This window comes from Limimaricola sp. G21655-S1 (assembly GCF_027213785.1).
Classification (GTDB): Bacteria; Pseudomonadota; Alphaproteobacteria; order Rhodobacterales; family Rhodobacteraceae; genus Limimaricola.
The window spans coordinates 1-25,763 of record NZ_JAPWGO010000028.1; the positions used below are offsets into that span (position 1 = coordinate 1).

General features: G+C 62.6%; 22 protein-coding genes. 17 read left to right on the forward strand and 5 right to left on the reverse strand.

The genetic code is table 11. The annotated features are described in order from the left end of the window. Positions 1–845: 845 nt before the first annotated feature. Positions 846–2,183, reverse strand: a complete 1,338-nt coding sequence (locus O4G76_RS18185) for a hypothetical protein (RefSeq protein WP_162620602.1) — start codon at positions 2,181–2,183, stop codon at positions 846–848. A gap of 369 nt (positions 2,184–2,552) precedes the next feature. On the opposite strand from O4G76_RS18185, the gene O4G76_RS18190 reads away from it, so the two are divergent. The 3 genes from O4G76_RS18190 to O4G76_RS18200 all read left to right on the forward strand — a co-directional run bounded on the left by O4G76_RS18190 (position 2,553) and on the right by O4G76_RS18200 (position 5,724). After that, positions 2,553–4,514: a hypothetical protein gene (locus O4G76_RS18190; protein ID WP_099278600.1), complete on the forward strand. Its 1,962-nt coding sequence runs from the start codon at positions 2,553–2,555 to the stop codon at positions 4,512–4,514. 33 nt (positions 4,515–4,547) lie between these two features. Beyond that, on the forward strand, positions 4,548–4,841 hold the full coding sequence (locus O4G76_RS21945) for an AbrB/MazE/SpoVT family DNA-binding domain-containing protein (protein WP_099278599.1): 294 nt from the start codon (positions 4,548–4,550) through the stop codon (positions 4,839–4,841). A 481-nt stretch (positions 4,842–5,322) separates the two neighbouring features. Then, positions 5,323–5,724: a hypothetical protein gene (locus O4G76_RS18200; protein ID WP_099278598.1), complete on the forward strand. Its 402-nt coding sequence runs from the start codon at positions 5,323–5,325 to the stop codon at positions 5,722–5,724. A 511-nt stretch (positions 5,725–6,235) separates the two neighbouring features. Here the strand turns inward: O4G76_RS18200 and O4G76_RS18205 are convergent. Both O4G76_RS18205 and O4G76_RS18210 read right to left on the reverse strand, forming a co-directional pair. Then, positions 6,236–7,555 (reverse strand): HipA domain-containing protein, encoded by a 1,320-nt coding sequence (locus tag O4G76_RS18205; protein ID WP_099278597.1) that lies wholly within the window; start codon positions 7,553–7,555, stop codon positions 6,236–6,238. Continuing rightward, complete coding sequence (locus O4G76_RS18210) at positions 7,555–7,788, reverse strand: helix-turn-helix transcriptional regulator (RefSeq protein ID WP_306467372.1); 234 nt, start codon at positions 7,786–7,788, stop codon at positions 7,555–7,557. Before O4G76_RS18210 ends, O4G76_RS18205 begins: the two co-directional genes overlap by 1 nt. Positions 7,789–8,033: 245 nt before the next feature. Between O4G76_RS18210 and O4G76_RS18215 the strand changes: the two genes are divergently transcribed. Both O4G76_RS18215 and O4G76_RS18220 read left to right on the forward strand, forming a co-directional pair. Further along, the gene (locus O4G76_RS18215; RefSeq protein WP_099278595.1) at positions 8,034–8,411 is read left to right on the forward strand and encodes an antitoxin Xre/MbcA/ParS toxin-binding domain-containing protein; all 378 of its coding nucleotides are present in this window, start codon (positions 8,034–8,036) and stop codon (positions 8,409–8,411) included. Positions 8,412–8,737: 326 nt separating this feature from the next. Continuing rightward, positions 8,738–9,265, forward strand: coding sequence for a hypothetical protein (locus O4G76_RS18220; RefSeq protein WP_162620601.1), 528 nt, complete (start codon positions 8,738–8,740; stop codon positions 9,263–9,265). Positions 9,266–9,369: 104 nt separating this feature from the next. On the opposite strand, the gene O4G76_RS18225 is transcribed toward O4G76_RS18220, so the two are convergent. Continuing rightward, positions 9,370–11,043, reverse strand: coding sequence for a hypothetical protein (locus tag O4G76_RS18225; protein ID WP_099278593.1), 1,674 nt, complete (start codon positions 11,041–11,043; stop codon positions 9,370–9,372). A gap of 140 nt (positions 11,044–11,183) precedes the next feature. On the opposite strand from O4G76_RS18225, the gene O4G76_RS18230 reads away from it, so the two are divergent. The 5 genes from O4G76_RS18230 (at position 11,184) to O4G76_RS18250 (ending at position 17,934) form a co-directional block, all read left to right on the forward strand. Then, entirely contained in the window at positions 11,184–11,666 is a 483-nt protein-coding gene (locus O4G76_RS18230; RefSeq protein ID WP_269398656.1) for a hypothetical protein, read from the forward strand. A gap of 674 nt (positions 11,667–12,340) precedes the next feature. Continuing rightward, positions 12,341–12,703, forward strand: a complete 363-nt coding sequence (locus O4G76_RS18235) for a hypothetical protein (RefSeq protein WP_099278591.1) — start codon at positions 12,341–12,343, stop codon at positions 12,701–12,703. A 1,312-nt stretch (positions 12,704–14,015) separates the two neighbouring features. Next, positions 14,016–14,369 carry an excisionase family DNA-binding protein gene (locus tag O4G76_RS18240; RefSeq protein ID WP_099278590.1) on the forward strand — a complete coding sequence of 118 codons (354 nt, stop codon included), beginning with the start codon at positions 14,016–14,018 and terminating at the stop codon, positions 14,367–14,369. Between the two features lie 173 nt (positions 14,370–14,542). Further along, complete coding sequence (locus O4G76_RS18245; protein WP_099278589.1) at positions 14,543–16,504, forward strand: site-specific integrase; 1,962 nt, start codon at positions 14,543–14,545, stop codon at positions 16,502–16,504. After that, a complete protein-coding gene (locus tag O4G76_RS18250; protein WP_099278588.1) occupies positions 16,504–17,934 on the forward strand; it encodes a hypothetical protein in 1,431 nt (476 codons plus the stop codon). The genes O4G76_RS18245 and O4G76_RS18250 overlap by 1 nt, the downstream gene beginning before the upstream one ends. A 234-nt stretch (positions 17,935–18,168) precedes the next feature. On the opposite strand, the gene O4G76_RS18255 is transcribed toward O4G76_RS18250, so the two are convergent. Beyond that, positions 18,169–19,176, reverse strand: coding sequence for a hypothetical protein (locus O4G76_RS18255; RefSeq protein WP_269398657.1), 1,008 nt, complete (start codon positions 19,174–19,176; stop codon positions 18,169–18,171). Between the two features lie 279 nt (positions 19,177–19,455). Between O4G76_RS18255 and O4G76_RS18260 the strand changes: the two genes are divergently transcribed. From O4G76_RS18260 to O4G76_RS18290, 7 genes are all read left to right on the forward strand, one after another. After that, positions 19,456–20,016: a type II toxin-antitoxin system PemK/MazF family toxin gene (locus tag O4G76_RS18260; protein ID WP_099278660.1), complete on the forward strand. Its 561-nt coding sequence runs from the start codon at positions 19,456–19,458 to the stop codon at positions 20,014–20,016. Between the two features lie 246 nt (positions 20,017–20,262). Beyond that, on the forward strand, positions 20,263–20,625 hold the full coding sequence (locus tag O4G76_RS18265; protein ID WP_099278661.1) for a hypothetical protein: 363 nt from the start codon (positions 20,263–20,265) through the stop codon (positions 20,623–20,625). Continuing rightward, positions 20,618–21,043, forward strand: a complete 426-nt coding sequence (locus tag O4G76_RS18270) for a hypothetical protein (RefSeq protein WP_162620615.1) — start codon at positions 20,618–20,620, stop codon at positions 21,041–21,043. The genes O4G76_RS18265 and O4G76_RS18270 overlap by 8 nt, the downstream gene beginning before the upstream one ends. A gap of 928 nt (positions 21,044–21,971) precedes the next feature. Continuing rightward, a complete protein-coding gene (locus tag O4G76_RS18275) occupies positions 21,972–22,469 on the forward strand; it encodes a hypothetical protein (protein WP_099278663.1) in 498 nt (165 codons plus the stop codon). Between the two features lie 336 nt (positions 22,470–22,805). Beyond that, positions 22,806–23,417 (forward strand): hypothetical protein, encoded by a 612-nt coding sequence (locus O4G76_RS18280; protein WP_099278664.1) that lies wholly within the window; start codon positions 22,806–22,808, stop codon positions 23,415–23,417. After that, complete coding sequence (locus O4G76_RS18285) at positions 23,417–24,064, forward strand: hypothetical protein (protein ID WP_162620616.1); 648 nt, start codon at positions 23,417–23,419, stop codon at positions 24,062–24,064. Before O4G76_RS18280 ends, O4G76_RS18285 begins: the two co-directional genes overlap by 1 nt. A gap of 216 nt (positions 24,065–24,280) precedes the next feature. Next, the gene (locus O4G76_RS18290; protein ID WP_099278666.1) at positions 24,281–25,291 is read left to right on the forward strand and encodes an IS30 family transposase; all 1,011 of its coding nucleotides are present in this window, start codon (positions 24,281–24,283) and stop codon (positions 25,289–25,291) included. Positions 25,292–25,763: the final 472 nt, after the last annotated feature.

A 25,763-nucleotide genomic window follows, 5' to 3' on the forward strand; every position in this document is an offset into this window, starting at 1 on the left:
CCAGTATCCCCTCATGGCTTATCGAGGGGGCCAGTTCCTCGTGTCGCCACAGGGCCAGTTTGTCGTGTCGCCTGACAACGCTCACCGGAACGAAGGGATATAACACGCCATTGCCAGTCCGGCGAAAGTTTCAGCTTCTTGCGTCGCAGAGGCCATGAAGCGCGATCAATCTCGCCATTTGACCATTGACCATAGCTGACAACCGTTTTCTCGAGCCGAATAACATCTTTGAGCTTCATAAACCGGCGTTCCAGACAACCTATGGATCTTGGTAAGATTACAACTTCCGGTTTGTCAAACTCGCGCTTGCCGAGAGCCGACCTACAGAAGTACCTGTTTCGTTTGTGTTACCCCAGTAAATCCGTCCCAGACCAAGTCCGGAGATGCAGAAGGATCGTCTCAGTTGCCTGCAACCGCAACCAGAGCGTTAACGGATCACGTGGGAGCAGCTGGGGGACATTCCTAAGTCGCCGAGTTCGGGCATGGCCGAACTATGAACTGACTGCGTTCTCATGATCGGACGCCTGAAAGATGCGCGGCGAATGTCCGCCCTTCCCTCCCAAGACTTCTCCCGGCCCATTCCGGACCTTTGCAGGCCCCGCCAGGGCTGCGCCGCGGCGTCCTGAGAGCGGTTATCGGCGGCTGCGCACAGCATTGGTCATCTCGCGGCCGTCAGCTATGCGGGATAGAGCGGATGCCCGGTGAATGGGCAGCTCTCAATGACGGAGGGAAACGGTCATTCTCGAACGCCGATCACGCCGCTACGGCGCCAGTTTTCGATGCTGGTTCACAGTATGCGAGCGACGCGAAGGTGGCAGCGACCCGGAATACCCGCGAATGTTATGCTAAGCAGGTGACGTCAGCGCGGACTCGATCGCCACGACAGCGGCATGTCCGCCGGATAGAGTGCGCTCGACGAGGGCTTGCAGATGCGCGGTCGTCGCATCGCGCGTTCCGACATAGCCGGACTGCACAAGTTCGGCGAACCCTCCTGACCGCAAATAGTGGCCGTCGAGTTCGCGGTAGCTGAGGCGCATGCCGCCCCTCGGACCCACGAGCTTGTTTTCGGCACGTAGCCCCTCGAAATGGTCGAGACTGATCAAAAAACCAGCAGACTTGGCCTCGGCGTTCCGGCGCATGAACTTCAAAAAGAAGGCGCCGGCGTTCAAACGGTAGGACCCACTTGGCGACATATCACGATCAAAGCGCTTCATCCGCGCAATCTCATCCTCGAGCTGCTCATCGACCCGCAGCAGCCAATCATGGCCGTCATCGACCTCGACGGTGGACGACCCGGACTTCACGGATCGCTTCCGCGATTTCCCTCGCTCGAGCATCTTGTACTGCACCATGACGATCGAGCCGCGCCGACGGTTCAGATAGATCAGATCGACCCCGAACAGCTCTTCGAGCGGCCTCTTGTTTGCGGTCAGAACCTCAAGGGTGCGATCCCGCCCCTCAAACCTCGCACGCCCAGTCAGGTCGCTGTCGGCGAGCCGAAGGCCTGAGATAAAACGCGCATCGTGCTCTATTACGGCATCTTCGAGCAGTCGCACAGTGCCGAGGGCCGTCGCGCCCCCCTCGTTCAGCGCAAGATGCGATGCTTCGTCCGAGCCACCAAAGGCCTTGATGGCCAAGCGGACCGCGTCGTCCTGTAGCGCGCGGGCATCGGTGATCCGCCTCGGCCTTTGTACGAGCGTCGCGATGCTCCTGAGAGCGCCAATGGCCTCCTCGGACGCGGCGAGCTGCGTGAGGAACGCCAAGCCCAACTTGGGCGAGAAACTATGGAGCCCAGGCTCGAGAGCCCGCATGCCATCGCGCCTTTGACGCAGGGAAGGAGCGTCAATAGCGTTGAGAAGGCTATCATAGCGTGGTCCGACAACCGGCTTCACATGATCGAACACCACGCGGGTTTCGAAGGTCGACGTGGCGCTCTTCGAGCTAATCAATCCGACCGCCAGGTTCGGCGCGTTCTCGGTCAGAATGATGGCGAGCGCATTCTTTGCGACCTCACCAACTTCATCATGCGGAAAATTCTTCGAGAACCGTCGACCGCCTCGCCGACTCTCATCAAGTGCGGCCGCGTCGGCCTCGTCGAGACAGAGTGCTCTGCCCCCTGAAAACGCGACCATCTGAAACTGGAGTTTTGGGCTATACCCGGCTGAGACGAGGAGCGAAGCCATGAAGGCATCGAAGTTTTCGGACGCGCGGAAGGCGTTCCTCCTGAAGCAGGGCGGCTAAGGACAACGTCGTTGTCGAGATCCTCCATCGCAACGCGCGCAGGGGAAGAATGACGGGCGCAGTCGGGGAGGGACAAAAATGAAGGTATGAGACGGTTTCAGTTGAGGGGTCAGCTTTGCGTCTCTCGACAGACCGCTTTTCGCACCCGCAGCGAACGACGCTGTCCGCCCAACCTACCAGTCCGGCGGAACCGACCCTATTCGCGCACCCTGGCCCGGGAAACCGAACCGTCGAAATACTGCGGCCATCCACGGCGCAGCGTTTCTTGACGGACATTTCTCAAGCCCGTGCCATGAACCCAGTTCCCGGGCATGGAACATCTGGATCCCGCTCATCTCCTCGACGCCCAGCCGGTGGCGCAGCAGCTGACCACGGCAGACTACGTGAAGCTGCTCCATCCGATCACTGCGATCGGAAAGCCGACGATCATGACGGCCGTAACCGGAATGCGGATGCACAGCAGAATTTACCGGACCTATGAGGCGCCCTGGATCGCCGAGTGCTGCGTTGACACAGCCGCCTACATCACCCTGAACCGGTTTCATGGCCCGCGTCGGGACCGGCGGCTGGCCGCCCTGAATGCCCTTTACCTTGACCTCGACGTCGACCTCGCGCCTCGGACCCTCGCCTCGGATCCGGCGGCATGGGCGCAGGCGTTCACCCGCGACGTCGAGCGCCGCGGTCTGCCGGTCCCGTCCTTCGTGAACTTCACGGGGCGCGGGCTTGCGGCCATCTGGTTGATCAATGACCTGCCCCCGAGGGCCAGGCGGCGCTGGAGCGCGGCGCAGAAGGCGCTCATCGGCCTGTATAGGCGTTATGGCGCGGACCCTCGCTGCTGCGACACCGCCCGGGTGTTCCGAATTCCGGGCTCGATCAACCTCAAGAGTGGCCGCACGGTCGAAATCCTTGGCGGAAGCCTGCAACGCCATTCCTTCGAAGATTTTGCGGACCGGATCTACATCGCCTCCGGTCGACCGACCCGCCGGGAACTGCAGGCCCGAAAGAGACAGAAGGCGTCTTCGGGGCAGGGCGGGTCGCGCCGGTCCAGGCTGAGCCCCGGCCAGCGCTTCGTCGCAATTCAGGAAGACTTGGAGCGCCTGCTGGATGCCTGGGGCGGTCGTGTGCCGGTCGGCCACCGGAACACATGGCTGCACCTGTGGGCCACCTGCCTGACGCATCAAGAGAACCCCGGGGATGTCGACGCGCGAACCCATGCGATGGCGAGCATCGCGACCCCGGGGCTCTCCACCAACGAGGTGGGCGCCATCGCCAAGCATGCCGCGGAAAGGGCAGCGCTTCCCCGAAGCGGATCACCGATGTCGGACGGCCGCTATCATTATGCCGGCGAGACGCTTGCCGACCTGCTCTGCGTCTCGGACGAGATCGCGCGTGCGCTCGGCCTGCGGCAGATCTTCTCGCTCACCGAACGCAAGCGTCGGAAAGCCGACAAGCAGCGGATGCGCCGATCGAACTCCGGAGCCGTGACACGCGCGCGCTATCTCGCTTCGAACGCAACATCCCGCACGAAGCCGTGGGAGGCGCAGGGGATTTCGCGGGCCACCTGGTATCGCCGGCAGAAGGCCGAGGCAGAGACGTCAAACATGCGGGAAGCCCGAGAGCATCTTGGTGAGACAGGTTCGTGCCCACTACAAGGAGCTTTGCTCTGCCGAAGGCTCGGGGAGGGAGAGGGAGTTACCCGGACAACTGGTCAGTCGTCTCCAAACACGCCCACGCGCACGACAGGCGCCGAGAACCTCGCCAGAATCCAGGGGGAGCGATCGGGCGCCGACAATGGAGCACGGGAGGCGCCGTCGGTGTCGGCCCGGACAGAACTGGTCGTCGTCCGACACCGGGCAGAGACGCCGGAAGGACAGGTCGTGACCGGCTTCCAGGCAGACGGGGTGGAGCTTCGCCGGATGGCGTTTGCCTCCATTGGCGGCACTGGCCTCACCCCATCGATCGGTCACGCTTTGCACAGGGATGCCACCGCGAAGCCGCGAGGCGCCAAGAGGAAGTCCGAGCTGAATTGTCGCCCCCATTCAATCGCGGTCGCGCCAGCCCGGCCGCATGACCTTGTCGAGGTTCTCGTATGGCGCGGAGTCGAGAAAGCGCTGGAGGCGCTCTGGATCCCTTGGCCGATCCCGTCCGGCGGTGTTTCCGAGGTGCCGCATCCAAAGGCTCACCCCGATGGCGACGACGACGGAGGCGACAGAGAGGATGATCTCGAAGGTGGTCATGGGCTCTCCTGCATTCGATGTTGCATGATAGCATGAGAGACCGGATCACGCCGAGGAAGGGCGGACAACATGCCAAGGATCTGCAAATGGGGCAATGTGCTCGCCGTCAGGATCCCCGCCGCCTTCGTCCGTAAGCTCGGGCTCAGAGCCGGCGCTCGCATCGATCTCCACGCCAAGGGCGGTCCTGTCGTCACCTTTATCCGCCGGAGACGTCTGGGAGGTATCCTGACCGGGCTTCGACGGTTCAGGGGGCGGCCATCTGAGAACGGCAATTTCCGCCGCCATGAGGCGCACGATCGGTTTCCAGTCGCCTTCAAGAAAGCTCGCGGCACGGTGGATCCCGAGATCGACCTCGGACTTTGAAATGGGCTGGGAAAGACAGGATGGGCGTGAGCCCCAGGACGGCAGTGAGAAAGTCGATCAGGATAGTAACAGGGTGACCTTGCTGCTGAAGGCCTAAACGTCCTCCTGTTCCTCCGCCCTCTCTCTGGAGGGAGGGGAAGACGGGAGAACCTTCACCGCTGAATTGCTTCGCAAAGTTCGACTGGGTTGTGCTGATGGGCCCGACGATCCCGCGGCTGTCCGGCGGGAGCGCACGAAACGCGCTCGCGGCGATCTCCTGATTGAGCGCATGTGCGATTGCCACGACGCTCGAGAAATGCCCCCAATTTCATGATGCCCACTCATAGTCCGCCGGTCGTCTCGGGCCTGTCTTGACGAAGGCCCGAGACGAACAGCGGACTACGTTCTGCTTCTATCGGTTTGATCCGCTGGAGAGCGGCACGCGGTTGCATGGCTGTCGATCTCGGGACCTTCGATCTTTTCCAAGACAAGGACGTGACCGATGACGACATCCAACTCCCTCGAAGACCTCGCCTTTCATGCCATCCGCAGCGGTCGCGTCTTCGCGCGCCTCTGGCGCGACGCCGGGATCGAAGCCCACAGGACCACACGCCCCTCCTGGACCGCCACGTTCAACCAGCTCGATGAGGGTCAGTTGATCAAGGGGGTCGACCTCGACGGCGTGGCGGCCATGGGCGACGCGCTGCGTCGCGCGCTCAACATCGAACGCCCGGGTTATGGTGACCGCGCGATGCAGGAGGATACGCGGTATGACGATCTGGCCTGGGAGCCGCGCCTCAACGAACTGCGTCGCGTGTCAGAAGCCTACAAGCACTTTCGTGACTGTCAGGAACGCTATGCCGACCGCCTGACGGCCGAACGCGAGGCCGCACGCGCGTTCTGACCCTGACTCGGCCGGGCCTCTCACCGGAAAGACTTGCGGCGGTCAGGTCGTCTCGGTGACCACGCGAGGATCACCTCGGATGACCCCGCCGCTTCCGGTGGGCCTTGAGATCGAGGCGGGCTGGCCTGCCCCTGGAGCCGGCCAGCCTGTGCACCTATTTCGTCTGGCCGTGTTCAACTCGGCCTGAATGCGCAGACCTGCATGAAGACCCATTGCGCCCCGGACGGCGTTGAGATCGAAGCTCCTGATCTCGAGAGAGGTCTTCTCGTTCCGCGGAGAGGCCCGGTTTCCCATGCAACGCAACGGCGTCGGACGCACGATATCCAAGGCGACGGATTGCGCTGACAAGCTCTTCTGAGCGTCGTGTTGAGAAGGTCGGTTGCTGCGATGAAGGAAGTGGCCAGTCTGCGCGATACAATCGGCCGCATCGGGACAGGAGGCCTCCCTGGCGCTGGTGCGCAAATCAGTGACGGGCGCTTCCGCCCCTCATTTTGCCGCCCTTGCCGCGGATCTACTGCAGCCCATCGGCATAGTCCCTCAGCAGGCGCAGGCGATCCGTGGCATAGGCCACGATCTGCTCCGCGATCTCGACGGGATAGCCTTCTGGCAACCCTTCCGACGCGCGGGAGAGCGCACCGGGCGCCGCCGCCGCAAGCGCCTTGAAGGCGCGCAGCCGGGCCTCCAGGGGCACGCCGGCCTTGCGGGCCGTCTCGTCGAAATGACGCGGCACGATCCGATCCAGTCGGTAATGACCGCGCCGGCCCACCGACATGGCCAGTTGCAGATCCTTATGCCGGAACGTCGAGCGAAGCTGCTGCGGCGCCGCGCTCATGATGTCGTAAAGCGGGGTCAGCCGGAATCCATCGCCCTCGAGGAAGATGGAGAAGTTCTTTGCATGCCCGTCGATCCCGGCGATCATCCAGTTGAAGAGCTGCGCCTTCAGGAATGCGGCCTGGTCCGCGATCGGATCGTCGGACTGCCGCAGCAGCGCGAAGCACTCCCTCATCGAAGGGCCGCCATGCTGCTGATACTTCTGCCCGGAAAAGCGGCCCATGGCCTGAAGGAAATCCTCCTGAGGGACGCGCACCAGCCCGCCCGCCCGCCGCGGTCGCCGATCGAACCGCTCGACCACGAGCGTGATCTGCTCCTCGAAGTGGTGGATCTCAGCCTGGGTCGCCTCGAGCCCCATTTCCCGCGCGAGACGCAGGCAGAAGAACTCGTTCTCGACACTCTTGGTAAGGTCGAGACCGCCGCCGACCACGCCCATGGGTCTTTTGAAGATATGCGTCGTGGGGGTCAGCCCGGTCGGCCTTAGCCAGGCACCATCATGCTTGAGGTATGCGGTCTTTTCCTGCGCGCCTGCGAGCGAGATCCGGAAGGGCTCTTCCGGATTTATACCGAGCGGCGTCGTGCTGAGCGATCTGAGGGTTTCCGCGATCTGGGCCTCGGATTGCGGCGTGCCCTCGATCCGGAACGGGTCGGCCGGCGTCACCCCATGGGGCAGGAACTGCATTGCCCCCACGCAATCCTGGCCGATCGCGGCGAGGAGGTCGTGGGTGCGATCGCTGCGCGCTTCCGTGCGCTCCGCGATCACCCGTCGCAGTTCAGGAACATCGGGAAGCAGGTTCTCGAAGACCGCATCCACGTGGTCCCCGTTCTGGGTCGAAGACACCAAGGGCAGGGACCGCGAGATCGGAAAGCGGAACTCCCATCCCAGCCAGGCCTCGTCGTAGCGAAAGCTCGCGCCGGCGGAGGAGCGATAACCATAATATCCTGCGAGCCGCCCGTTGAGATAGACGTCGAGCGTGTGGGTGAGCGATCTGCGCCCCATCAAAAGATATCCTCGGGCCTGGGCCGCGCCGCTTGGGGGGAGGCCCCTCGCCGGGGCACGAGGCCGAGGTCCAGCTCGAGCGCCGCCACCACGGCGAGAAGAAGGCTCAGCTTGGGTTCATGGGCGGCCGTCTCGATCCGCGAGATCTGGCGCGGGTCCGTGCCGGCCTGCCGGGCCAGATCGCCCTGCGACCATCCCTTCGCCTTGCGCGCCTGACGGAGCTGATGGCCCAAGGTTTTCACGTTCCGGAATATACTCGCGTCCATGCCTGCCCCACATGTCATGCTTGTAGCATCTACTTATATGCCATTCTTGTAGTTTTAATGCTATACAGCAAACTTGTAGATAAATGCAAATATGCCAAACGTGATGTAAGGGTGTGCAGGCTTTCTGTCCGTTCCAAGACAGCCTCCAGTTCCCGTCCGCGTTTCATGCAGGCCGACTTCGTCTGTCGGGGGACAGACGCTATACTGGCAGAATGGCTATCGCATCTCATCCAAGCCCGACCTCGCAGGACCTGACCCTGTCAGATGGCACGGTGGCGCTCGACGCGCTCCTCGAAGCGCTGCACCTGACCAGGACCGAACTTGCATGCGTGCTCGGCATGTCGCCGGGGTCCTTGTCCACGGCCCAGCGTCTGTCGTCGGAGGTCTCGCAACAAAGACTTCGGGATTTGGTTGAGATCCTCGTGCGGGTCACGCCGTGGGCCGGATCCCTCTCCCGGGCGTTCGCTTGGTTCTCGACGCAGCCCCTGCCATCTTTCGGTGGCCGGACCGCGGCGGATCTGGTCCGAGAAGGACGCGCCGAAGCCATCAGGTTCTATGTTTCCCGCATTGCCCTCAGCGGTTACGCGTAAGGCAGCAAACCAAGGCGGCGGCTGACATCGACATGCCTTGCGAACGCCCCTGAAACATGAGGAGGGGGTAAGAGCTTGGCTATGACACGTCCGGTTTCGCTTGACGTCAGCCTGCGTTGGAAACGGGAATTTTCCTCGGAACGCCCGGGCCAAGGCACCTATCTCGGAAAACATACTTGGTGGGACAGACAGCTCGGTTCGGAAGATCGGGAAGCATTTCCTTTGTAGAGCCGCAAACCCCCAAAAAAGTTTTTCGCTTCGAGCGAACGACCAATCTTCTCCTTGCCAGGCAATGACGCCTGAAACCAAGCCGCCAGATCGGCTGAATGCTGCAAGGAAACAAATTCATCATGCTCACATACAATAACCGGCTGGACGTCTCATTCAAGAATACCATGGATATCCACGCCTTCTACCAGTATCTTTCCGGCCCGAACGGACCCGTCGATTTTGATTACATCATTCGGTCTCCCGATATCCTGAGTCACCTCAACGAACGGAAATACGTGACATTCGTTGTCGACGGGCAGCATGTCGTCCATGCTAACTCGTATAAACGTCGCGACGAACTGTCAGGCGTCATCGAAGAGCGCCCTTTCACGGCAGAGGAGGCGGCTGAATTCGACAGTCAGCCATATCAAACTCATGCAGAATGGGCGGCGACCTTCTGGGGATCTGAAAGCAATGCTATTCATGCAAAGGTTCATCACAAAAAAGACACGGGAACCATCAGGTTCGTCACCCGGGGCGGCCCCCCTCGCGGAATTGTCCGGGCTCTGAGAAGGGTCTTTTGTGAGGTCGAGATCGAAGCCTTCTACGATAACCCACAGAGGTTCATATCGGGGTATTACTGAAGAACGGTCGGCATCATTCTTGGTGAAGTAATTGACACTGAGAAGCGGTAGTGCGGAGGCTGAGAACAGCCTCCACATTCGTCTCAATCTCCCTGACCTTGTTTTCAACCACTCGCCACCTCCTCGGCGCCGCAGGAGCAGGTCTCGCGCGTCCTGACCTGGTCATCTGCGGTATGGCAAAGCCTGCGGCTGGCGTCATACAGGGCCACGAGTTCCGACTTCGCGATCGACGGCACGGCGGCGGTGTTGTGCCGCACCATATCGAAATCGATGACGTCGAAGCGGGCCCACAGCTCAGCTGGGCTGCAGGCCATGGCACGCAGGAACAGATGGGACTGCGCGCTCCCGGCGTCATCGAGCATCTTCAGCCGACCGGCACGTCCACCCACGCGCTGGATCGCAAAGTCGGCCTCGGCCCGGCTGCAGAACTCGTAGTCAGGATGCCGCGTTTCCAGTGCAGGCCGTGGTCGCGGCTTGGCGCGACGCTCCCAGATCTGGATCGCGCAGCGCCGCTCGCGCGGCCGACCGTTGGATCCCACCATCTGCACCGTGGCCTCGATGTCATCGACAAGGTGGAAGGCCGAGTCGAGCTGGTTCTGCACGCTCGTCTTCCGGAAGCTGAGCGGCACCGTGATCGTGATGGACTGTGCTTCCGCCGCGGCTGAATTGAAACGCGCGATGGCCTCCCGGGTCGGTGCACCTCCGGCAATGTCATCAATGACCACCCGGTCGAACAGCACAGCGGCGTCGGCTTCGGGCATGTTGCGCTTCCCCCCAGCCGCAGTCGCAGTCACGCCGTCGTTGGGCTCACAATGTGCCGGCGCGCCGGGCGTTGCCTGCTGCGCGGCCCTGTCAGCCTCATCGACCGACTGTGTTTCAGGGGCGGCGGGCACCTCCTGTGCGATCTGCCGCGGCATCGACACTGCGGGGTCAGCAGTTACGGTCCGAGCTTCCTCGGCCAAAGCCGCTACGTAAAGTTCGATGATCTCGCTCATGTTGATCGAACCGCCGCCGGCGCCGTTGCGGGCATGCTTCGACATATCGAGACGCGCGAAACGCTCCTCCAGCGCCTTCGGGTTGCAGCCGGTGGCCCGCAGAAAGATGTTGGACTGCGGGCTCCAGTTCTGGTCGACCGGCTTCAGCTGACCGGCATGCGCGCCCACGCGCCGGATCACGAGATCCGCTTCGGCTTGGCTGCAGCGTTCGAAATGCGGATGCTCAGTCTCGAGCGCATGCAACTGGCGTGGTTCCGAGCGGCGCTCCCAGATCTGCAGCACACAAGGGACATGAACGGTCTTGCCTTCGTAGATGAAGGCATCCTGCGGCACCTCCTCCTCGTGCACGAGGTGCAGGCGCGTGTCGACGCGGTTCTGCATGGTCATCTTGCAAAACGACGCTGGCAGGATGAGTGCGACGACGTCGGCGAGGCTGGCTGCATGGTTCAGAAAAGCGAGTGCCGTATTGTTGCGGAAGGGTGGATTGCCGATGATCAGGGTGCGGCCCAGGGGGCCCGTGGGCGACCAGCTCAGGAAGTCGGCATCGATGATGCCCGGCGCCTTCGGATCGAGGTCGAGCGCGATGCAGTTGGGCCCGAGATGGCGTGAAAAGGCGCCGGTGCCGGCGGAGGGTTCGATGATGGTGTCGAAAGGGTTGGCGACGTAGCGCGCCAGAACCCGCTCCACGTAGGCAGCCGCAAGCTGCGTGTTGGTGTAATACTGGCTCATCTCCGCGGCGGTGGAAACGTAGGAGGTGCCGGCGGGTTTGCTCTTGGTGGTCATGGATCGTGTCCCTCGTTGTCTGCGAGGGGGAAATTGATCCGAGAGCCCAAACCCAGAAGCGGGTTTGTTCCTAATTAGCTATTAGATTTCAATGACTTGAATTGGGGAGAAGATTTTTATGCGGTCGCAGCCTGTGCGGCATGGCCTGTCTGCCTGACGGAGCCATGCTCGGCCGAGACAAGGTGGTATCAGCTGATTTCTGCAGCTGGCTGCGCATGCCGCAAAACGAGCCTATGCTTCTCGGCATGGCTGACCCGTTCCCCCCGTTCCCGAGCGCGCAAGATCTGATACGGCCCAATGGCAAGGTTGACATCGATGACCGTCTCGAAGTGCTCGGCCTGAGCAGGGCCGAACTCGCGCTCGTTCTCGACCAGCCGGAGGAAGCGCTGAGTGAGCGTGCACGGCTGGAAACGCCGGAAACGCAGCGCAGACTCAGGGATCTGATTGAAGTCCTCGTGCAGGTCGTCCCATGGGCTGGCTCATTTTCTGAAGCCTATGCTGGGGTTTCGACATGGCCCCTCGCGTCCTTCGGTGGCCGAACCGCGGCGGACCTGCTGCGGGAGGATCGCGTCGAGGCAGTAGCCTCCTACGTCACCCGGATTGCTCAGGAGGGCTACGCGTGAGATGGACCGGACGGGCATGCAGGAGGCGCCACCGGTGTGCCGGGCCAATCTGGTGACATCGGCTTGCACCAGCAGGTCCATGAGCCCCCGGCTGGCCCGCGGATATTTTAGAGGACGCTCTCAACGACGTTGGACGGGCGTGGGGTGAAAAGGCTTTCGCTGGCTCAATGACCAAACCGGACCTCCCCAAAAGCCGGCGCTTATACCGGTCGGTGAGACACGATCGGTGTTTGGGGAGACTCTGCCCCTGCTTCCTCTTCAGATAGGGCGGTTCAACATATGCCCTGCAGGTCCGAAAAGGCCTCCTGCCGCCCGAGCCCGGTGAACACAGGGAATAGGGCGAAGGAGCTACGGACCTGGACCCTCCGAAGGGCAGCCTGCTCGTCCAGCCGCCCAAAATGAATTGCAGACATCTACTAGTCAGTGGGAGCGGTTGTCCTGGAGGGCGAGGCTGTCTGCCTTTGCGGGCTTTCCTCTTGCTGCAGGCCCTGGCGCGACACTGAATGCCCGCGTGATTTCAGGCGGTTTGTTTCCGGCTTTCCGCCATGGACCCAGATCCCGTTTGCCGGGTCAGTTCCCCCCGGCCGGGAGCATGCCATCGGGGCACGTCAACGGATCCGCTGTCGCGGCGGATCCCTTCCGTTCACGACATTGAAAACTGAAAGGACAGACCCATGGGTCTTGATATGGGCTTCGTCAAACGTCGCGCACAAACCGAGATCGCCTACTTGCGCAATCATAGCCAGTTCGCCAACAGCTTCTTTGAATTGGACCTCCCCCCGTCCGAGGACGACAGTACCGATTTCCAGATCGAAGACTGGATGGTCGAAGCGGTGGCCTGCCAGTGGGACACCGATGACACAGAGGTCGCGCGCGCGGAAGCTGCGCTTTCGGAGGCGGAGTTCGAACGGATTTGTTGGAGCCATGAATACGATCATGACACCTCGGAACTCCGGGCGGCCTACCGACGGATTCTTGAAAGGCTGCACGAGGCTGTCACGGCTTCGGACCCCGTGGTGTGCTACTGGTCCGCTTGAAGCACGACCTCCACCAATTGATCTCCTCCGGGGTTTTCGAGCCCAGCAACGCAGGTGAATTGTCTTGGCGATCGCCGTCGCGGCGCCCTCCGTGTCAGGGGCCGCGGCGGCCTCGTCCTAATGGAGAGGACGATGACCACGGCAGATGTGCTCACCAACGTGCACGGCCCGGAGCTTCGGCCGCGGCCAGGTTCTGCTCTGCCGGGCATGGGAAATGGCCCAGTGGTGCAGGGGAGAACACGGGGCTGCGCGCTTTGCTGGACCGCATGATCCGGAACAAGGGCTGCCAGCCCGGGCAGGCGGGTGCGAAATGACACGCCGACCAACACCGTCGGCGCGCGGGACTTCGCAAACCGGTGGGGGTCTTCGAAAAGCTCCGGAACGTCGCAAGGGCTGCCGGCGTTCCATGCGCCATGGGCGATCGTGAGAGCCGCGATCTCGGCAAGCCGAAAACATCGTGTATGCCCTGCCGCGCCGCAGAGCGATGTCTGGGCGGCGCTTGGTGTTCGCGAAACCCCACATCGCATGGTCATCACGTGGCGCCGCTGGTGCTGGCAGCGTCTTCTGGCCACCATCCACAAATGTCAGCTGCACCTGAAATCACCGTGGCTATGGTGCACAAGCACGACGAATGCACCAACGAGGCAGCCACAACGCGCCGGTGCCGGACAGAAATTCGCGGCGCATCCCGATCTCTTTTCAACATTGAAGAGGAGGCATCGTCGGTGGAGGACGAATTCCGTTCAGACGCGTCTTTGGGCAGGCCTGCGGACATCAGGAACCGGCGGTCTGCGCAGCCATGCGGTTCCGCCAGCCAGCGTGATCGACGGCCCTGAAAGACTGAACGGTCGGGGTGGTTGAGAGCACCTCATGTCCAGATAACGCTGCCACCATACCACCTCTGGTGAGCGTAAGGCCGTCGAAGCATGAAGGCCTGTTCGGCGCACGATGCGCGGGTTTAGCCAGCTATCGGAGGGGTGTCGCTCATGCTGGTCCGGGTTGAGACCCACGAACGAGAGCAGGTCGATGACGACGTTGCCTACGTATTTCACGACACGAACACACCTTATGCAGCTTCGCCGAAGGGGCCCCGTGTAACGCCTCAAGGCCAGGAGACCGGGCCTCCCTGACATCATGACCGGGGACAATGCCCACGGTCGCAAGAACCAGCGCCGTCACGCTTGAGTAGAAAATTCGCAGAATCTTTTCCGCGCTTGCGCGGCTGATCCGAGGTCCCGTGCGACACCACGACGGAGACCTACCGGTGACCAAAAATAAAAAGACCATCCCCGACAAAACAGCCGGGTGCGGCATGGAGCAGCTTCTCAGCCGCGCGCGGCTGATCGCGCGTTGGCGGCACGGATCGGACAGCTTCTTCTGGCGGGCCGAAGCTGACGGCCTGCTCGTCCCGATCCGCGATGGTCGCCATGTCCGGTATCTCTGGCCAGCGGTGTTCCGTTTCGAGGGAGGTCTGCCCCCGAAGGGGTTCGAGACAGCCTACATGGCCGATCTCATGACCCCGGAGGAGGTGGCCCGCCGCGCCGAAATGAGCCGCGACACAATCTTGAGAAAGGCGAAATGCGGCTCCCTCTCCGCCCGACGCGTGGGTCTCAGCTTTCGCTTCGTGCCCGCCGAGGTCGATCGGTGGATGGCGACATGGACATGATGCCGCGTGCACGCGCCCGTCTGCACCGTCTTGAACGGAGTCCCCTTGAAAAACCGTATTTTACGGACGTTCGAACAGAACGCCCCACAAGGTTTACGGCCCAAATCTGCGTGGGCGTCCCGTTCATCTGCCTATGCATGAACGGGCTTTCGCCCCGATGAAAGGACAAACCCGTGACTGAACGCACCCTTCGTATCGAGACGCTGCTCGACGTCTATTTGCTCCTTCCCGAACTCTACAGCGAAAGCTCGGCCAAGGCCTACGAGTCGTCGTTCGGCCGGATCGAACGCCTGACAGGCCGACGCCTGTCACAAATCTCGGCAGACGTGGTGGAATGGGAACAGCTGGCGGCAGAGATCGTCTGGGCGGGAGAATTTACCCGGGCTCGGACCCCGGAGGCCCGACAGCGGGCGTTCGATGGTTTCGTAGGTCGCGTCTCTGCCGCCATCCGCCGGGCCCGCGAACGGGCCACGCCCCGGACGGCCGCGGCCTGTGCCGATGCCGCGGCCACATGGGAGCGGGTCGCCCGGTATGTCGCGGCCGCGGAGAACACCTACGATGCCCAAGGGAAAGCCCTCCTGCCCAACAAGGCCTCGCTCTCCATCGAGAACCTGCGCGCGCGACTGGGCAGGGTCCCTCCGATGAGTATCGACACCGCCGGTGCCGTTGCGGCGCTGGCCCATATCCCTCCGAATAAGGTCGACAGCTACCGACGATCGATCCGGTTCTTCAACCGGTTAATCGCGGAGCGCGGCACCCATTCTGCCATCGCCTCGCTCCTCCCGGCGCGGCCGATCGGACCGTTGCCCACGCAGCGCGATCCCGCGATGGATTGGACACGCTGCACCGCAGAGTTTCAGGCCGATCTGGAACGCGTGATTTCGCGGGCTCTCCGGGCGCCGCGGCGCCCTGATCAGTTCGGGGGCCGGCTCGGATCGGATCCAGTGGCCAATCGGCGCCGGGAAACGGGCGGTCGGAAGCGCCCGATCCGCAACAAGGATGCTCGTGCCAAGGCGTTCCGCAGGGCCCTCTCCTGGCTGGCGCGGCACGCCTTCCCAGAGCGGGAGCCGGTTCTCGGCCTCGCGTCGATTATGGATCTGCTCACCGAGGACAACGTCGAAGCGGCGGTCGAACGGTTCCTCGATCGAAGCGCAACGGCGATAAGCCTCAAGGACGCGAAGAAGACCACGTCGCTCACCACCTGGCTTTCGGATCTCGGCACGATCGCCGAGCGGAACGGGGCCGGGGAGGCGTTGGTGTGGGCGATCGAGGACATGCGGCTCGACCTCGGCGAGGAGTCCGATGCCACACGCGAGATGTCGGCGTCCCGGGAGGCATTCGTCAAGCTCGTGGATCGGGACCCCGCCGTTGTGCGCGCTATCGTTACGGGTCCGCGCGTGTTGCTCGCCGAAGCAAGACGGCTGCTGGGCCGAAAGAACCTCACCACGCACCAGCGCACCGAGGCGCTGCATCTTTTCATGGCCGCGACCATGCTCGCGATCCAGCTCGCGCGCCCGCTCCGGACCCGCAACGTCCACGAAATGCTCTCCGAGGGTGACATGCCCGAACTCGTGCCGCCCCGGCGGGAACGGGCCTCGGCATGGCTCGATATCGGCCGGGGCCGGGTAAAAAACCGCAAGCCGCTCGAAGGGCGGATTCCCGACTGGCTGTGGGCGGTGATCTCCGCCTGGATCGACGAGGGGCGCCCGGCCTGGCGTGACCGGGCCACCGTCAAAGACGCCGCTGCGGCAGACATGTCAGACATCGGGGCGGGACAGGCCAGGACATGCGACGATGCCAATGGAGCGCCGCGCCATTGCGCGAACCATCACCTCTTTCCCGCACTCTCGGGACCGGGGGCGGTCAGCCGGCAGCTCATCAACAAAGCCTGGAACCGCGGCATGGCGCGGCTCGGGCTCACTGGTCTCACACCGCATATGATGCGCCACGTCGCAGCCACCCTCTACCTCGCAAAGAACCCCGGGGATTACGCCGTCGTGGCCGCGCTGCTCGCCGACAGCCTGCGCACCGTCGAGACCTTCTATGCCCGTGGCGAGGGCCGCGCCGCCATGGATCTCTTCGCCGAGGTGCTTACCGAACTCGACCCCACACTCAACCTGAAAGGAGTGGCCTGATGCCGACACGCCGTCACTCGCGCGATGCCAGGGTTGCGACACTCATCGCGCGCATGCCGAACGTGCCGCGGGATGTCGCTGCACTGGCCGCGGCCGCCGCCGTCGACGGGCGCTTCACGTCCCGGGGTGGCCCGGCTGCGCTCGAGCGCTTCTATGGACACATGCTGAAGACCCGCCGCGCACCGCAGCAGGTGCGGCTCGAGGATTTCGCGGCGGTGACCACGAGCCGCACCGGCCTCATCACCCTGATGAACGCGCTCGCGGCTTTCGATCCCGGGGTGCCCCTGGCACCGGCGCGGCCGCTTCGCCAGGACTGGGACCGCTGGTTGAACGCGCGCTATAACGCGAAGGAAGCCCGTCCTCGGGTTTCACAGCGGATCGCGCTCGAGCCGGCGAATTGGCCGATCGATTGGGCCGCGGTCGAACCGCTTCTCGATCAACGGGTGCGCCGCAACGGCCGACGCTACAGGCCGCTCGCGGCCAAGGGCCGAGCAAATGTCGTCCAGGCCGTCGGGCTTTGCGCGGCGGCACGCGTCTGGGCGGCGGAGCAGGGGGTCGCCTTGCCGGAGGCGTTCAGCGCCGATCTGGCCGAAGCCTTCCTGCGCTTTCTGTTCCGTGCCGAGGAGGGCAGAGGGCCGATCACCATGCGCAGCGCGGCCGACTACTTTCAGCGTGTCATCCTGTTTGCCCGTCGCGGGGCGCTCTTCACTGCAAAGGTCGAAGGGCGTTTTACCGAGATCCACACCGCGCTTGTCTCGGAAGCCACGGACGAGACGCCGGGCAAACATGCAAAGATCCGCAGGTTCCTGGACCAGCATGGTCTGGCCGATCTCCTCCATGCCGCACATCGCTGCCTCGAAGAGGCCGCCGATCTGCCGGCACATGGCGCGGCCGCGTGCCGGCTCCGGCGAAAGGCCGTGGTCTTCGCTCTGCTGCTCAACGGCGTCGACCGTCAGGGAGACCTTTCCACCTTCCGGATCGGCCGGGAGATCGCCCGGACCCCGGAAGGCGACTGGACGGCTGAGTTTCGTCAGGCCAAGACCCGCGGCAAGAAGGCACTCGGTTCCTATTGGCCGGTCACCTCCCGAATTATCGATGCCCATGTCATGGCAGACCGCCCCGGGTGGCAGATGGTCGACCGGCTGCGCGAGCTCGACGGTGCCAACCTGCTCGGCCTCGAGGAGGGGGCCCTGTCGACATACCACCCGGCCGTGCTTTTGCAGGAAGAGTTCGGGATCTCCGGCCACCTCGTGCGCAGTCTCGTCACCGATCTGGTCAGGACCCAGGCCCCCGACGCCGCTTGGGCGGTTCAGGCGCTCCTCGGCCACTCGTCGCGCTGGATGCAGCAGGCCTACCGAACGGATTTCCGGGACACTGCGGCCCTCGAGAAATACCACGCCACGATAAAGACAATCGCCCGGGACGCGTAAGTCCGCGTTCCCAGGGCGAACTGGTGGCGCTTCGGCATCGCCGGCCGGGGTGGTACGCTCATGCCAAGGCACCCCACCGAGCTCGGCAAAAAGAGCGCGAAGAGGGTTATCGGCAGGTTCACTGCCGAACGGAAAGCACTTGGTTCCGGAGCAGCATCGTCTCGAACTGCTGCTCCGACGTTTTCGGAGAGACCAGGCGCATCGAAGGCGCGGCGGCGCTTCCGCGGAGGCCTGTTAGATGGCGCCCATTTCCGGAATCCGGACCAGGAACTCATCACGACGAAGCGGACCCGCCGCCCTGGTCTCGAAATCCCCATCGCCGCCACCATCGACGAACTGCATGAAGAGACGCATCCCGGCGAAGGGCAGATCGGACATGGGAGGGCGTGGCGCTGCCGGAGGCGCGCTTGCAGGGACGCCCTCGGTGATGGCAGGTGCCTCGCCTGCAGCAATGCGAGCGGCTTCATAGAGCGCCACGAGATCCCCCTTGGAGATCGACGGAATGCCGGCCACCTGGTGGCGCAGGGGATCGAAGTCGATCGCGGCAAGGCGGGCACGCAGCTCGTCCGCGCGGCCGTCCGCGGCCTTCAGGAAGTAATGCGAGGCGACGCTGCCGGCCTCCGCGACCGGCTTGATCCGACCGGCATTCGCGCCAACCCGTTGCACTGCGAGATCGGCGTCAGAGCGGCCGCTGAAGACGAAGTCAGGGTGCGACTTCGGCGGAACGATCCTGGGCCGAGGCGTGGCGCGGCGCTGCCAGATCTGGAAGGTGCAGGGTGCGTTGCTCTCCTTGCCATCTGCGCCGGTAATCAGGCCGACGATGTCCTCGTCGTGGATCAGGTGGAACATGGGGTCGAGCCGGTTCTGCTGGCTCGGCTTACGGATACTGCGCGGCAGGAGGAGGGCGATCGTGTCGGCATTAGAGGCGGCAGCGTTGAAAAACGCCACGGCAGACGTGCCGTTCCTGCCGGGCTCCGCGCTACCGACCACCAAGGCACGGCCGAAGTCGCCGTCGGACATCGAGGCCGCGAAATTCGCGACGCAGAGGCCGGCGGGGCGCGAGACCATATCCATGGCGATCCGATTGCGCAGGCTGGTCGACAGCGCGCCGGGTCCTGCGGCGGGATCGATGATCGTGTCGAACGCCTCGAGCGGACAGATCGCCTCGAGACGCCGCAGGCAGCTTTCCGCAATGCTGGCGGCGGTGTCGAAGAAGGGGCGGGTGATGGGGGTCGTGGTCATGCTGTGTCTCCGGTTGCGATGACCGGGAAATTGGTCTCCTTCCGAAATCGCAAAATCCGCAGGTGAAGGTTTGAATCTTAATAAAACATACATTTAGGACGACCAGTGCATTTTTCTGAAAGGTCTTTGTAGCCGAACAGCAGAGTGTTGGGAGTGGCGGGGAGGCGCGCAAGGTCACTGATGTCCGGTCGGGCGCGACGGGTGCCGCCCGACCGGACATCAGCGCTCTCGCGAGCCAGCGGGACGGGCGGAGATAAATTCTCCGAAGGATCCTGCCCCATGCATTCGACGCTTCCTGCCTGCCAGTCATCGCAACCGGACTGGAGATCGACGCTGCGCGCCGGCGATATCGTCGCCTACCGTTTTCCGCATGAACGCGACGGCGATGAGCCACCGAAGGTGCGCCCTACGCTCGTGCTCGCCACCCATGTCGAGAACGGTCAGCGCATTGCGACGCTCGCCTATGGCACCTCGAGCGGCCGGCCCCGTGCGCCTCGCCTGCTGGTGCCGGTAACTGACCCGGACGAGCTGGCCTGCGCTTCGCTGCGCAAGCCGACCGTCTTCGATGCGGCGCGACGGCTGAGCGTGGCGCTCGACGACCCTGCGTTCGAGCCCCACCCCGTTTTGAATACTGCCGTCATCGGACAGCTTACCGGGGCCGCCGCGGCACGGCTCGCGCTTGTCCAGAGGCACGTCACGCGCGGATCTGATCGGCGGCCGCCTTGGGGTCGGGCGCGCCCCACCTGCGCGCCGGTCCCCATCAACCATTGCCGCAACCGGCCCCTGCTGTCCTGCAAGCCGCCCGACCGGCGAGACATCAACCTCCAGTCGGAAGGGTAGCGCCGCGTCCGTCGCGCGACCGCGGTCATCCAACACTCGGATCCCTGAACAAGGGGCAACTTCGGCCATCGGCTTCTGCGGGAGCTCACCGGAGTGAGAGCCCCCGCAGCATCCGATGCGTCCCAAGTCATCCGGAAAAGAGCCTCGAGACCTCCACCGCCAATCCGTTGCTGCCCTCCCATCTGGACGGGGCCGCCTTGTCGCCCGCGGCGTGCCGCCGGGCCCCACATCTCAAGGAAAGATTTCATGTTCGACACGTTCATCCCCCCTTCCGCTCTGCACCGGTTCGCCTGGCAATACGACGTCGCGCTCCAGAACGCGGCCTGGTGCCTCGGCGGTCAACCGTGGCTTCTGCGTGCGCAGCGCCTGCTCGACGATCTCCGTCAACCGGTGCCGCTGACGCGCAGGACCGCGCGCGATGCAAAGGCCCTGCTCGGCTTGCTTCGCCTCGAGCATGTGCATGACGACGGCCGCATCGAAGCAGAATGCTTCGCGGCGATCGATCCGACTTCGCCGCATGTCGAGGATATCTGCCTGCTTTCCGAAGCCCTGAAGGACGCGCTCTGCGCGGCGCAGTCGCAGCAGGAGACGGAGGCTTACCATGTGTGAGCGGTGTCATGGGAGCGACAGCCTCGTAGTGCGGATCAACCATGCCCTGGATGCCGCAGAAGCCACCGAGGCCGCTTTTGCAAAGGCCGAGAAGGCGCAGAGCCTGTCGCTCTCGCAGCAGCGCCAAGCCGCGATGCTGCGCCGGGAGCTGGCGCAGACCACGATCTTCTCGGCGCTCGACGTCGAAGCGTCCCGCACTTTCGCGGGCGACCTCGATGCAGCCATCCGCCAAGGCACGAAGCGGCATTACATCGCCGATGAGCATGCGGTCTCGGGGGGCTACGAGCAGCAAGTTTCGAACGAGGCCGCGATGGCGCTGATCGCCCTGCAGTCAGCGCTGAAGCTTCTCGTCGAACGGATCGACGCGGTGCGCAACCGGCTGCGCGCAGAGCAGATCGCGGCAGAGCTTCGAGGGTGAAAGGGCAGGGGCCGAGCACAAAGCCTCGGCCCGTGGCTGCATATGGGGAAAGCTCGGGCAGCCAGGTCGCTGCCAACATCTCCGTTTTCTCTTTTGATCGACGGACACGATTTTAAGTCAAGAGACCCGGAAAAATCACGGAAATGTTATAGTTCGTGATGAGTTTGCGAGGTGCCGAAAAAATCCCGACAATGGTGGTCGTTTCGAGCGGAATTCCCCTTGTTTCATTGGGCAACCATAAGCGCTTACGGGAAGCTGCGATGAGGAGCCCTCTGGTTTGAATCCCCCCGTGACAAAAGGGTTTTTTCTTAGCTAGTAACGTGCCGTGTCGCGAAGCACACCGACGACCACTAACGGCTCGGACGCTTAGCAAGCACGAATGGCATAAGGGCCTTGGCCGCCTTCGCGCCATGTCAAGACAAGAACAAAACAAGGAGCAGATACGGGCAAAAGAAAACCCTTCGAAACCGAGGCTCCAAAGGGCTTTCAAGTTCTCTAGCACAGGCTTGCTACCCGGTTTGAATCCTCGTTTCAACACCGTTTTGCGGCTCTGCCGTTTCACGGTGCAGGTCGTCCTTTGCCTTCTGAAATACGAATGATGCATCGAACTTACCTACCGGGCGCCCCGGCAGATCGGCAGGGCATGCCTGCCCGGCCTTTCAGCCCGGACGTTCCCTCATATTTGGATGTCCCCCCTTGGGGGATCGGGCTCACCCCTTCCACCCTCTACTGAAGCCCGCGGGGCTCGACCCTGTTCAAGACCCGATCGTCGGCATGACGCAAGCAGCGTGATGCCGCGCAATGCAAGGCATGCCTTGCGCCGGGGTGGCGCAGGACAAGCGGGTCAGATCGGAATTCTCAATCAAACCAAATCTCGCTCTGCCGTGACCGGCGGAGCGGTCCCTATCGGCATGCCAAGGAGACCACCATGCCCAACTATTGCGACAACCGCATCACTGTCACCGGCGAAGAAGAAGACATGGCCGAGTTCTACGAACTCGTGCAGTCCGACGCCTCCATGTTCGCCTTTGAGAAGGTCGTTCCGGAGCCAGCCTTCTTCGACCTGATGAAATCGGGAAAAATGGACTTTGTCGTCGATGGCGAAGTCCAGACCCATGGCCACTGGATCGAAGGAGAAGGTCTGGACGGAGAGAAGGTGGCCCGTCCGCTGTCGGAAGCGGAACTGGCCCAATTCAAGGGACTGGCTCGGCTTGATCCCGATTGCTGGCGTGACGCGCATTGGGGCACGAAATGGGGGGCGATCGACGTCTTCGAGGACACCGACGAGGAGACGGCGACCTATAGCTTCACCACGGCCTGGAGCCCGCCCCACGGAATCATCGAGGCGCTGCGGGAGAAGTTTCCCGATCTCGACATCGTCGCCTTCTTCGATTGCGAGGAAGATCAGGAAGCTGGCTACTACTAAACCAGCTGAATTGCTCTCTCGGCCGGGGACTGCGCACAGCAGTCCCCGGCTCCCCGATAACTTAAAACGTTCCCTGGAAGGTAAGCTCTTTCCGCGCCGTCGCAGAGGTTGCGGCTTGGCGCATGCACATCTCTCGCGACTGTCTGCACGAAACACCTCACTGACACCCCCAGCCTTCGCGGGGCCAAGCGCGCCTGGCTCTCCGAAGGGACGTTGGCGGAGGCTCCAGCTGTGCAAGGCACGATCATCCAACGTCTGACCAACTCCATTTTTCGCCTTTGGCAGACGGACCCAGATACTGAGAACACCAAAATCGACCAACCCAAAGGATCCACGATGCTGACCGTCACCCCCGCCTTCGCCTTCGTCCTGCCCCCGCGACCCACGTTTCCCACGCGTGTTCTTTCGCGCCTGCGTTCTTTGAAGACTGCCGCAAAGGATGAGCTTCTTGCGATCAGCCTCGCGCACGGCGTCGGGAAGCAATATCGCACCGGCTCGGCGTCCGAATATTCGTATGCCGTTGTGGCGAATGGAGATGGTCGGACCTGCGATGCGACCGTTTTCAACATGACGCCCGAGGCTCATGACACCGTCAAGGCCCTCACGGACAGCTGGCTTTCGGTGCATACCCCCGCGCGCTCCTACCTCGCCCTTCTCGGCAGGGCCGAGGGCAAATGCGAAACATTGCACTTCGAGAAGTTTACCGTCGTGATCGGCTCTGTTTTCGACCAGAAAAACGATACGGAAACGGTGAGCGATATCCGGGCGATCATTCACGCCGAGAAGTCGCTGGAAACGGCGCGACAGACAATTTCGGAAATGAAGGCGTATTTCTTGTTCATGCGAGAATTCAGCTCGCCTCTGAAGGCGTCCCGGATCGAATTCCCCCAGCCGAAAGAGCTTCTTAATGCAAATGTGAAAGCCCAATATTCGGAGGGCCTGCAATAATGCGTGAGCCAGAAACAAGACCCTGCGGCCATATCATTTCTTTCAATCAAGAAGTTGCTCATGGTGAAGAGAAGTCATTTCAGGCACGCATTTTTCGTCCTATGAGCGCCCTGCAATGGAATTTGCCACAGATTGATGGCGCGCAGCCTGGAGATATCGTCGGAATGATGTCATGTCACACCGCCAGGTTCTTCGATTATGCCGGGCTCGAAAGGCATCTCGAAGGCTTCTTGGTCTCAGAGAAAGATGAAGTCGAATTTCGCTGCTATGCGGATCTTTCGAACGGAGGCTTGAAGGAACGTGCGGCGCAAATCGCTTTGGAACACCTTTATATGGCTGAGCACGTGCACGAGGACGTGGTTCGCTACAAAATGATCGCGAACACTGATTATGATGACTATCGTATGTGCGTCGTGATCTTCGGGAAAGCGCGCGTTCTGTTCGACATGGCGATGATCGATGATCCGGACAGTATTGGGGAGGATGCGGAGGATTGCCCTATGCCATGGTCCTGCATCATCGAGCTCTACGAGCTGGACGATGATACGCCTGTGATTCCGAAGGCCGAGCAGTATCTCGAAATCGTTCGGAGCGTTCTCCCGTTGCAGCAACGAGCGCTTTGGCCGTCATTGGACATCAAGGGCTAATCAGAAATTTGATGCCTTGCGGGCAATATGACTTGCAGAGCATCGAACCAAGATACGAATTTGGTTCAAATCTCGGCTGCGGCTGCGGCTGCGGCTGCAGATCGCAGCTGCTTCTTTACATAACGTTCATTACACGCAAAAATCGTGCGTGTGGGTGGATTCACGTTCGAAGTGCAACTTCTGTATGGAAACAGATGGTTACATGGAGAGCAATCGATGGGCACCTGCTACGCACATCTGGATCTCGAAGAGCGCCAGAAACTCGCGCGGTGGCGCGAGGCAAAATTGCCGATGAAAGAGATCGCACTGCGGCTCGGCCGCTCGCCTTCCACGCTTTACCGGGAGATGCGGCGCAATCGCTTCGTGGATGATGAGATACCCCATCTGAGCGGCTACTACGGCATGACCGCGCAACGAGCTTACGAGAGGCGACGTGCCATCCATCGCAAGCTGGTCCGGCACCCGGCCGTGAAGGCTGCCGTGGTCGACCGTCTCAAGGCCGGCTGGTCGCCCGAGCAGATTGCGGGTCGGATGAAGCTCGAGCGCCACGCCACGTCCGTCAGCCACGAGACCATCTACCGCTACGCCTATTCCGGAGATGGCCGATCCGAGGCGCTCTATCGTCATCTGCCGGAGCACCGCCGCCGTCGCCGGCCGCGCGGCACGCGCCGCCACCATGGTCGCAGATTCAGCAATGAACACAGCATTTCGCTGCGGCCCGTGGAGGTCTCCGAGCGCCAGCAGTTCGGCCATTGGGAGTGCGACCTGGTGATGTTTCGCAAGGGGTTCGGCAAGGCCAACGTGACCTCCCTGGTCGAGCGCGTCAGCCGCTTCACCGTCTTGGCTAAGAACGCCGACCGGACCTCCAAGCCCGTCATGGAGACCCTGATCTCCGGCCTGAAGGCCCTGCCCCAACCCGCCCGCCGCTCCATCACCTTCGACCGCGGCACCGAGTTCACCGCCTGGGCGCATCTCAAGGCCGGTCTCGGCGTGGCTCCCTGGTTCTACGACCCGCAATCGCCGTGGCAGAAAGGCACGGTCGAAAACACCAACAACCGACTCCGAAAATATCTCCCCCGCAAGACCGACCCCACGGCGATCACGGATCGATATCTGACTTCGATCTGCGATCGCCTCAACGCCACGCCTCGGAAGTGCTTAGGCTACCGGACCCCGGCCGAAGTCTTCCGGGAAAAGCTGATGGAGGCGATGCAGTCAGGCGAGTAGAATGAGCCTGCCGGAATTGCGCTTCAGCGTGAGCTCACAAGCGGCGCGTGCGCTACCTCCAGCCGTGACTCTTGTTTGAAACAATGTCCTATCAAGCAGGAGTTTTCCAGTATGGGACGTGTCTACGCGCAGCTGACGCTCGAGGAGTGCCGCAAGATCGAACGCTGACGCCATGCCAGGGTGTCCGTGAACGAGATGACACGGGTAGCTGCGCCGACATCGCTCGACCATTTTCCGCGAGCTCAGGCGCAATCACTTCTAGGACCCCTGCCTGCCGAAGGTCATGGGCTACTTCGCCATGGCCGCGCAGCTGAGAACCCGCGATCGGCGTGCCCGCCAGCGCAAGCTGATCCGGCATTCGCTTCACCGTGCTTCTGAAGAACGCCGACAAGCGGTGTAGACCGTCAACCTCTTTGGCCGGCACCGACAACCAAGATGGCCGGTTCTGACCGCTACGAACGGAACTGTTAGC

What these genes read in the sequence shown, in the direction of transcription:
- O4G76_RS18185 (WP_162620602.1), bottom strand. Translation starts at nt 2,183, where the DNA reads ATGGCTTCGCTCCTCGTCTCAGCCGGGTATAGCCCAAAACTCCAGTTT.
- O4G76_RS18190 (WP_099278600.1), top strand. Translation starts at nt 2,553, where the DNA reads ATGGAACATCTGGATCCCGCTCATCTCCTCGACGCCCAGCCGGTGGCG.
- O4G76_RS21945 (WP_099278599.1), top strand. Translation starts at nt 4,548, where the DNA reads ATGCCAAGGATCTGCAAATGGGGCAATGTGCTCGCCGTCAGGATCCCC.
- O4G76_RS18200 (WP_099278598.1), top strand. Translation starts at nt 5,323, where the DNA reads ATGACGACATCCAACTCCCTCGAAGACCTCGCCTTTCATGCCATCCGC.
- O4G76_RS18205 (WP_099278597.1), bottom strand. Translation starts at nt 7,555, where the DNA reads ATGGGGCGCAGATCGCTCACCCACACGCTCGACGTCTATCTCAACGGG.
- O4G76_RS18215 (WP_099278595.1), top strand. Translation starts at nt 8,034, where the DNA reads ATGGCTATCGCATCTCATCCAAGCCCGACCTCGCAGGACCTGACCCTG.
- O4G76_RS18220 (WP_162620601.1), top strand. Translation starts at nt 8,738, where the DNA reads ATGCTGCAAGGAAACAAATTCATCATGCTCACATACAATAACCGGCTG.
- O4G76_RS18225 (WP_099278593.1), bottom strand. Translation starts at nt 11,043, where the DNA reads ATGACCACCAAGAGCAAACCCGCCGGCACCTCCTACGTTTCCACCGCC.
- O4G76_RS18230 (WP_269398656.1), top strand. Translation starts at nt 11,184, where the DNA reads ATGGCCTGTCTGCCTGACGGAGCCATGCTCGGCCGAGACAAGGTGGTA.
- O4G76_RS18235 (WP_099278591.1), top strand. Translation starts at nt 12,341, where the DNA reads ATGGGTCTTGATATGGGCTTCGTCAAACGTCGCGCACAAACCGAGATC.
- O4G76_RS18240 (WP_099278590.1), top strand. Translation starts at nt 14,016, where the DNA reads ATGGAGCAGCTTCTCAGCCGCGCGCGGCTGATCGCGCGTTGGCGGCAC.
- O4G76_RS18250 (WP_099278588.1), top strand. Translation starts at nt 16,504, where the DNA reads ATGCCGACACGCCGTCACTCGCGCGATGCCAGGGTTGCGACACTCATC.
- O4G76_RS18255 (WP_269398657.1), bottom strand. Translation starts at nt 19,176, where the DNA reads ATGACCACGACCCCCATCACCCGCCCCTTCTTCGACACCGCCGCCAGC.
- O4G76_RS18260 (WP_099278660.1), top strand. Translation starts at nt 19,456, where the DNA reads ATGCATTCGACGCTTCCTGCCTGCCAGTCATCGCAACCGGACTGGAGA.
- O4G76_RS18265 (WP_099278661.1), top strand. Translation starts at nt 20,263, where the DNA reads ATGTTCGACACGTTCATCCCCCCTTCCGCTCTGCACCGGTTCGCCTGG.
- O4G76_RS18270 (WP_162620615.1), top strand. Translation starts at nt 20,618, where the DNA reads ATGTGTGAGCGGTGTCATGGGAGCGACAGCCTCGTAGTGCGGATCAAC.
- O4G76_RS18275 (WP_099278663.1), top strand. Translation starts at nt 21,972, where the DNA reads ATGCCCAACTATTGCGACAACCGCATCACTGTCACCGGCGAAGAAGAA.
- O4G76_RS18280 (WP_099278664.1), top strand. Translation starts at nt 22,806, where the DNA reads ATGCTGACCGTCACCCCCGCCTTCGCCTTCGTCCTGCCCCCGCGACCC.
- O4G76_RS18285 (WP_162620616.1), top strand. Translation starts at nt 23,417, where the DNA reads ATGCGTGAGCCAGAAACAAGACCCTGCGGCCATATCATTTCTTTCAAT.
- O4G76_RS18290 (WP_099278666.1), top strand. Translation starts at nt 24,281, where the DNA reads ATGGGCACCTGCTACGCACATCTGGATCTCGAAGAGCGCCAGAAACTC.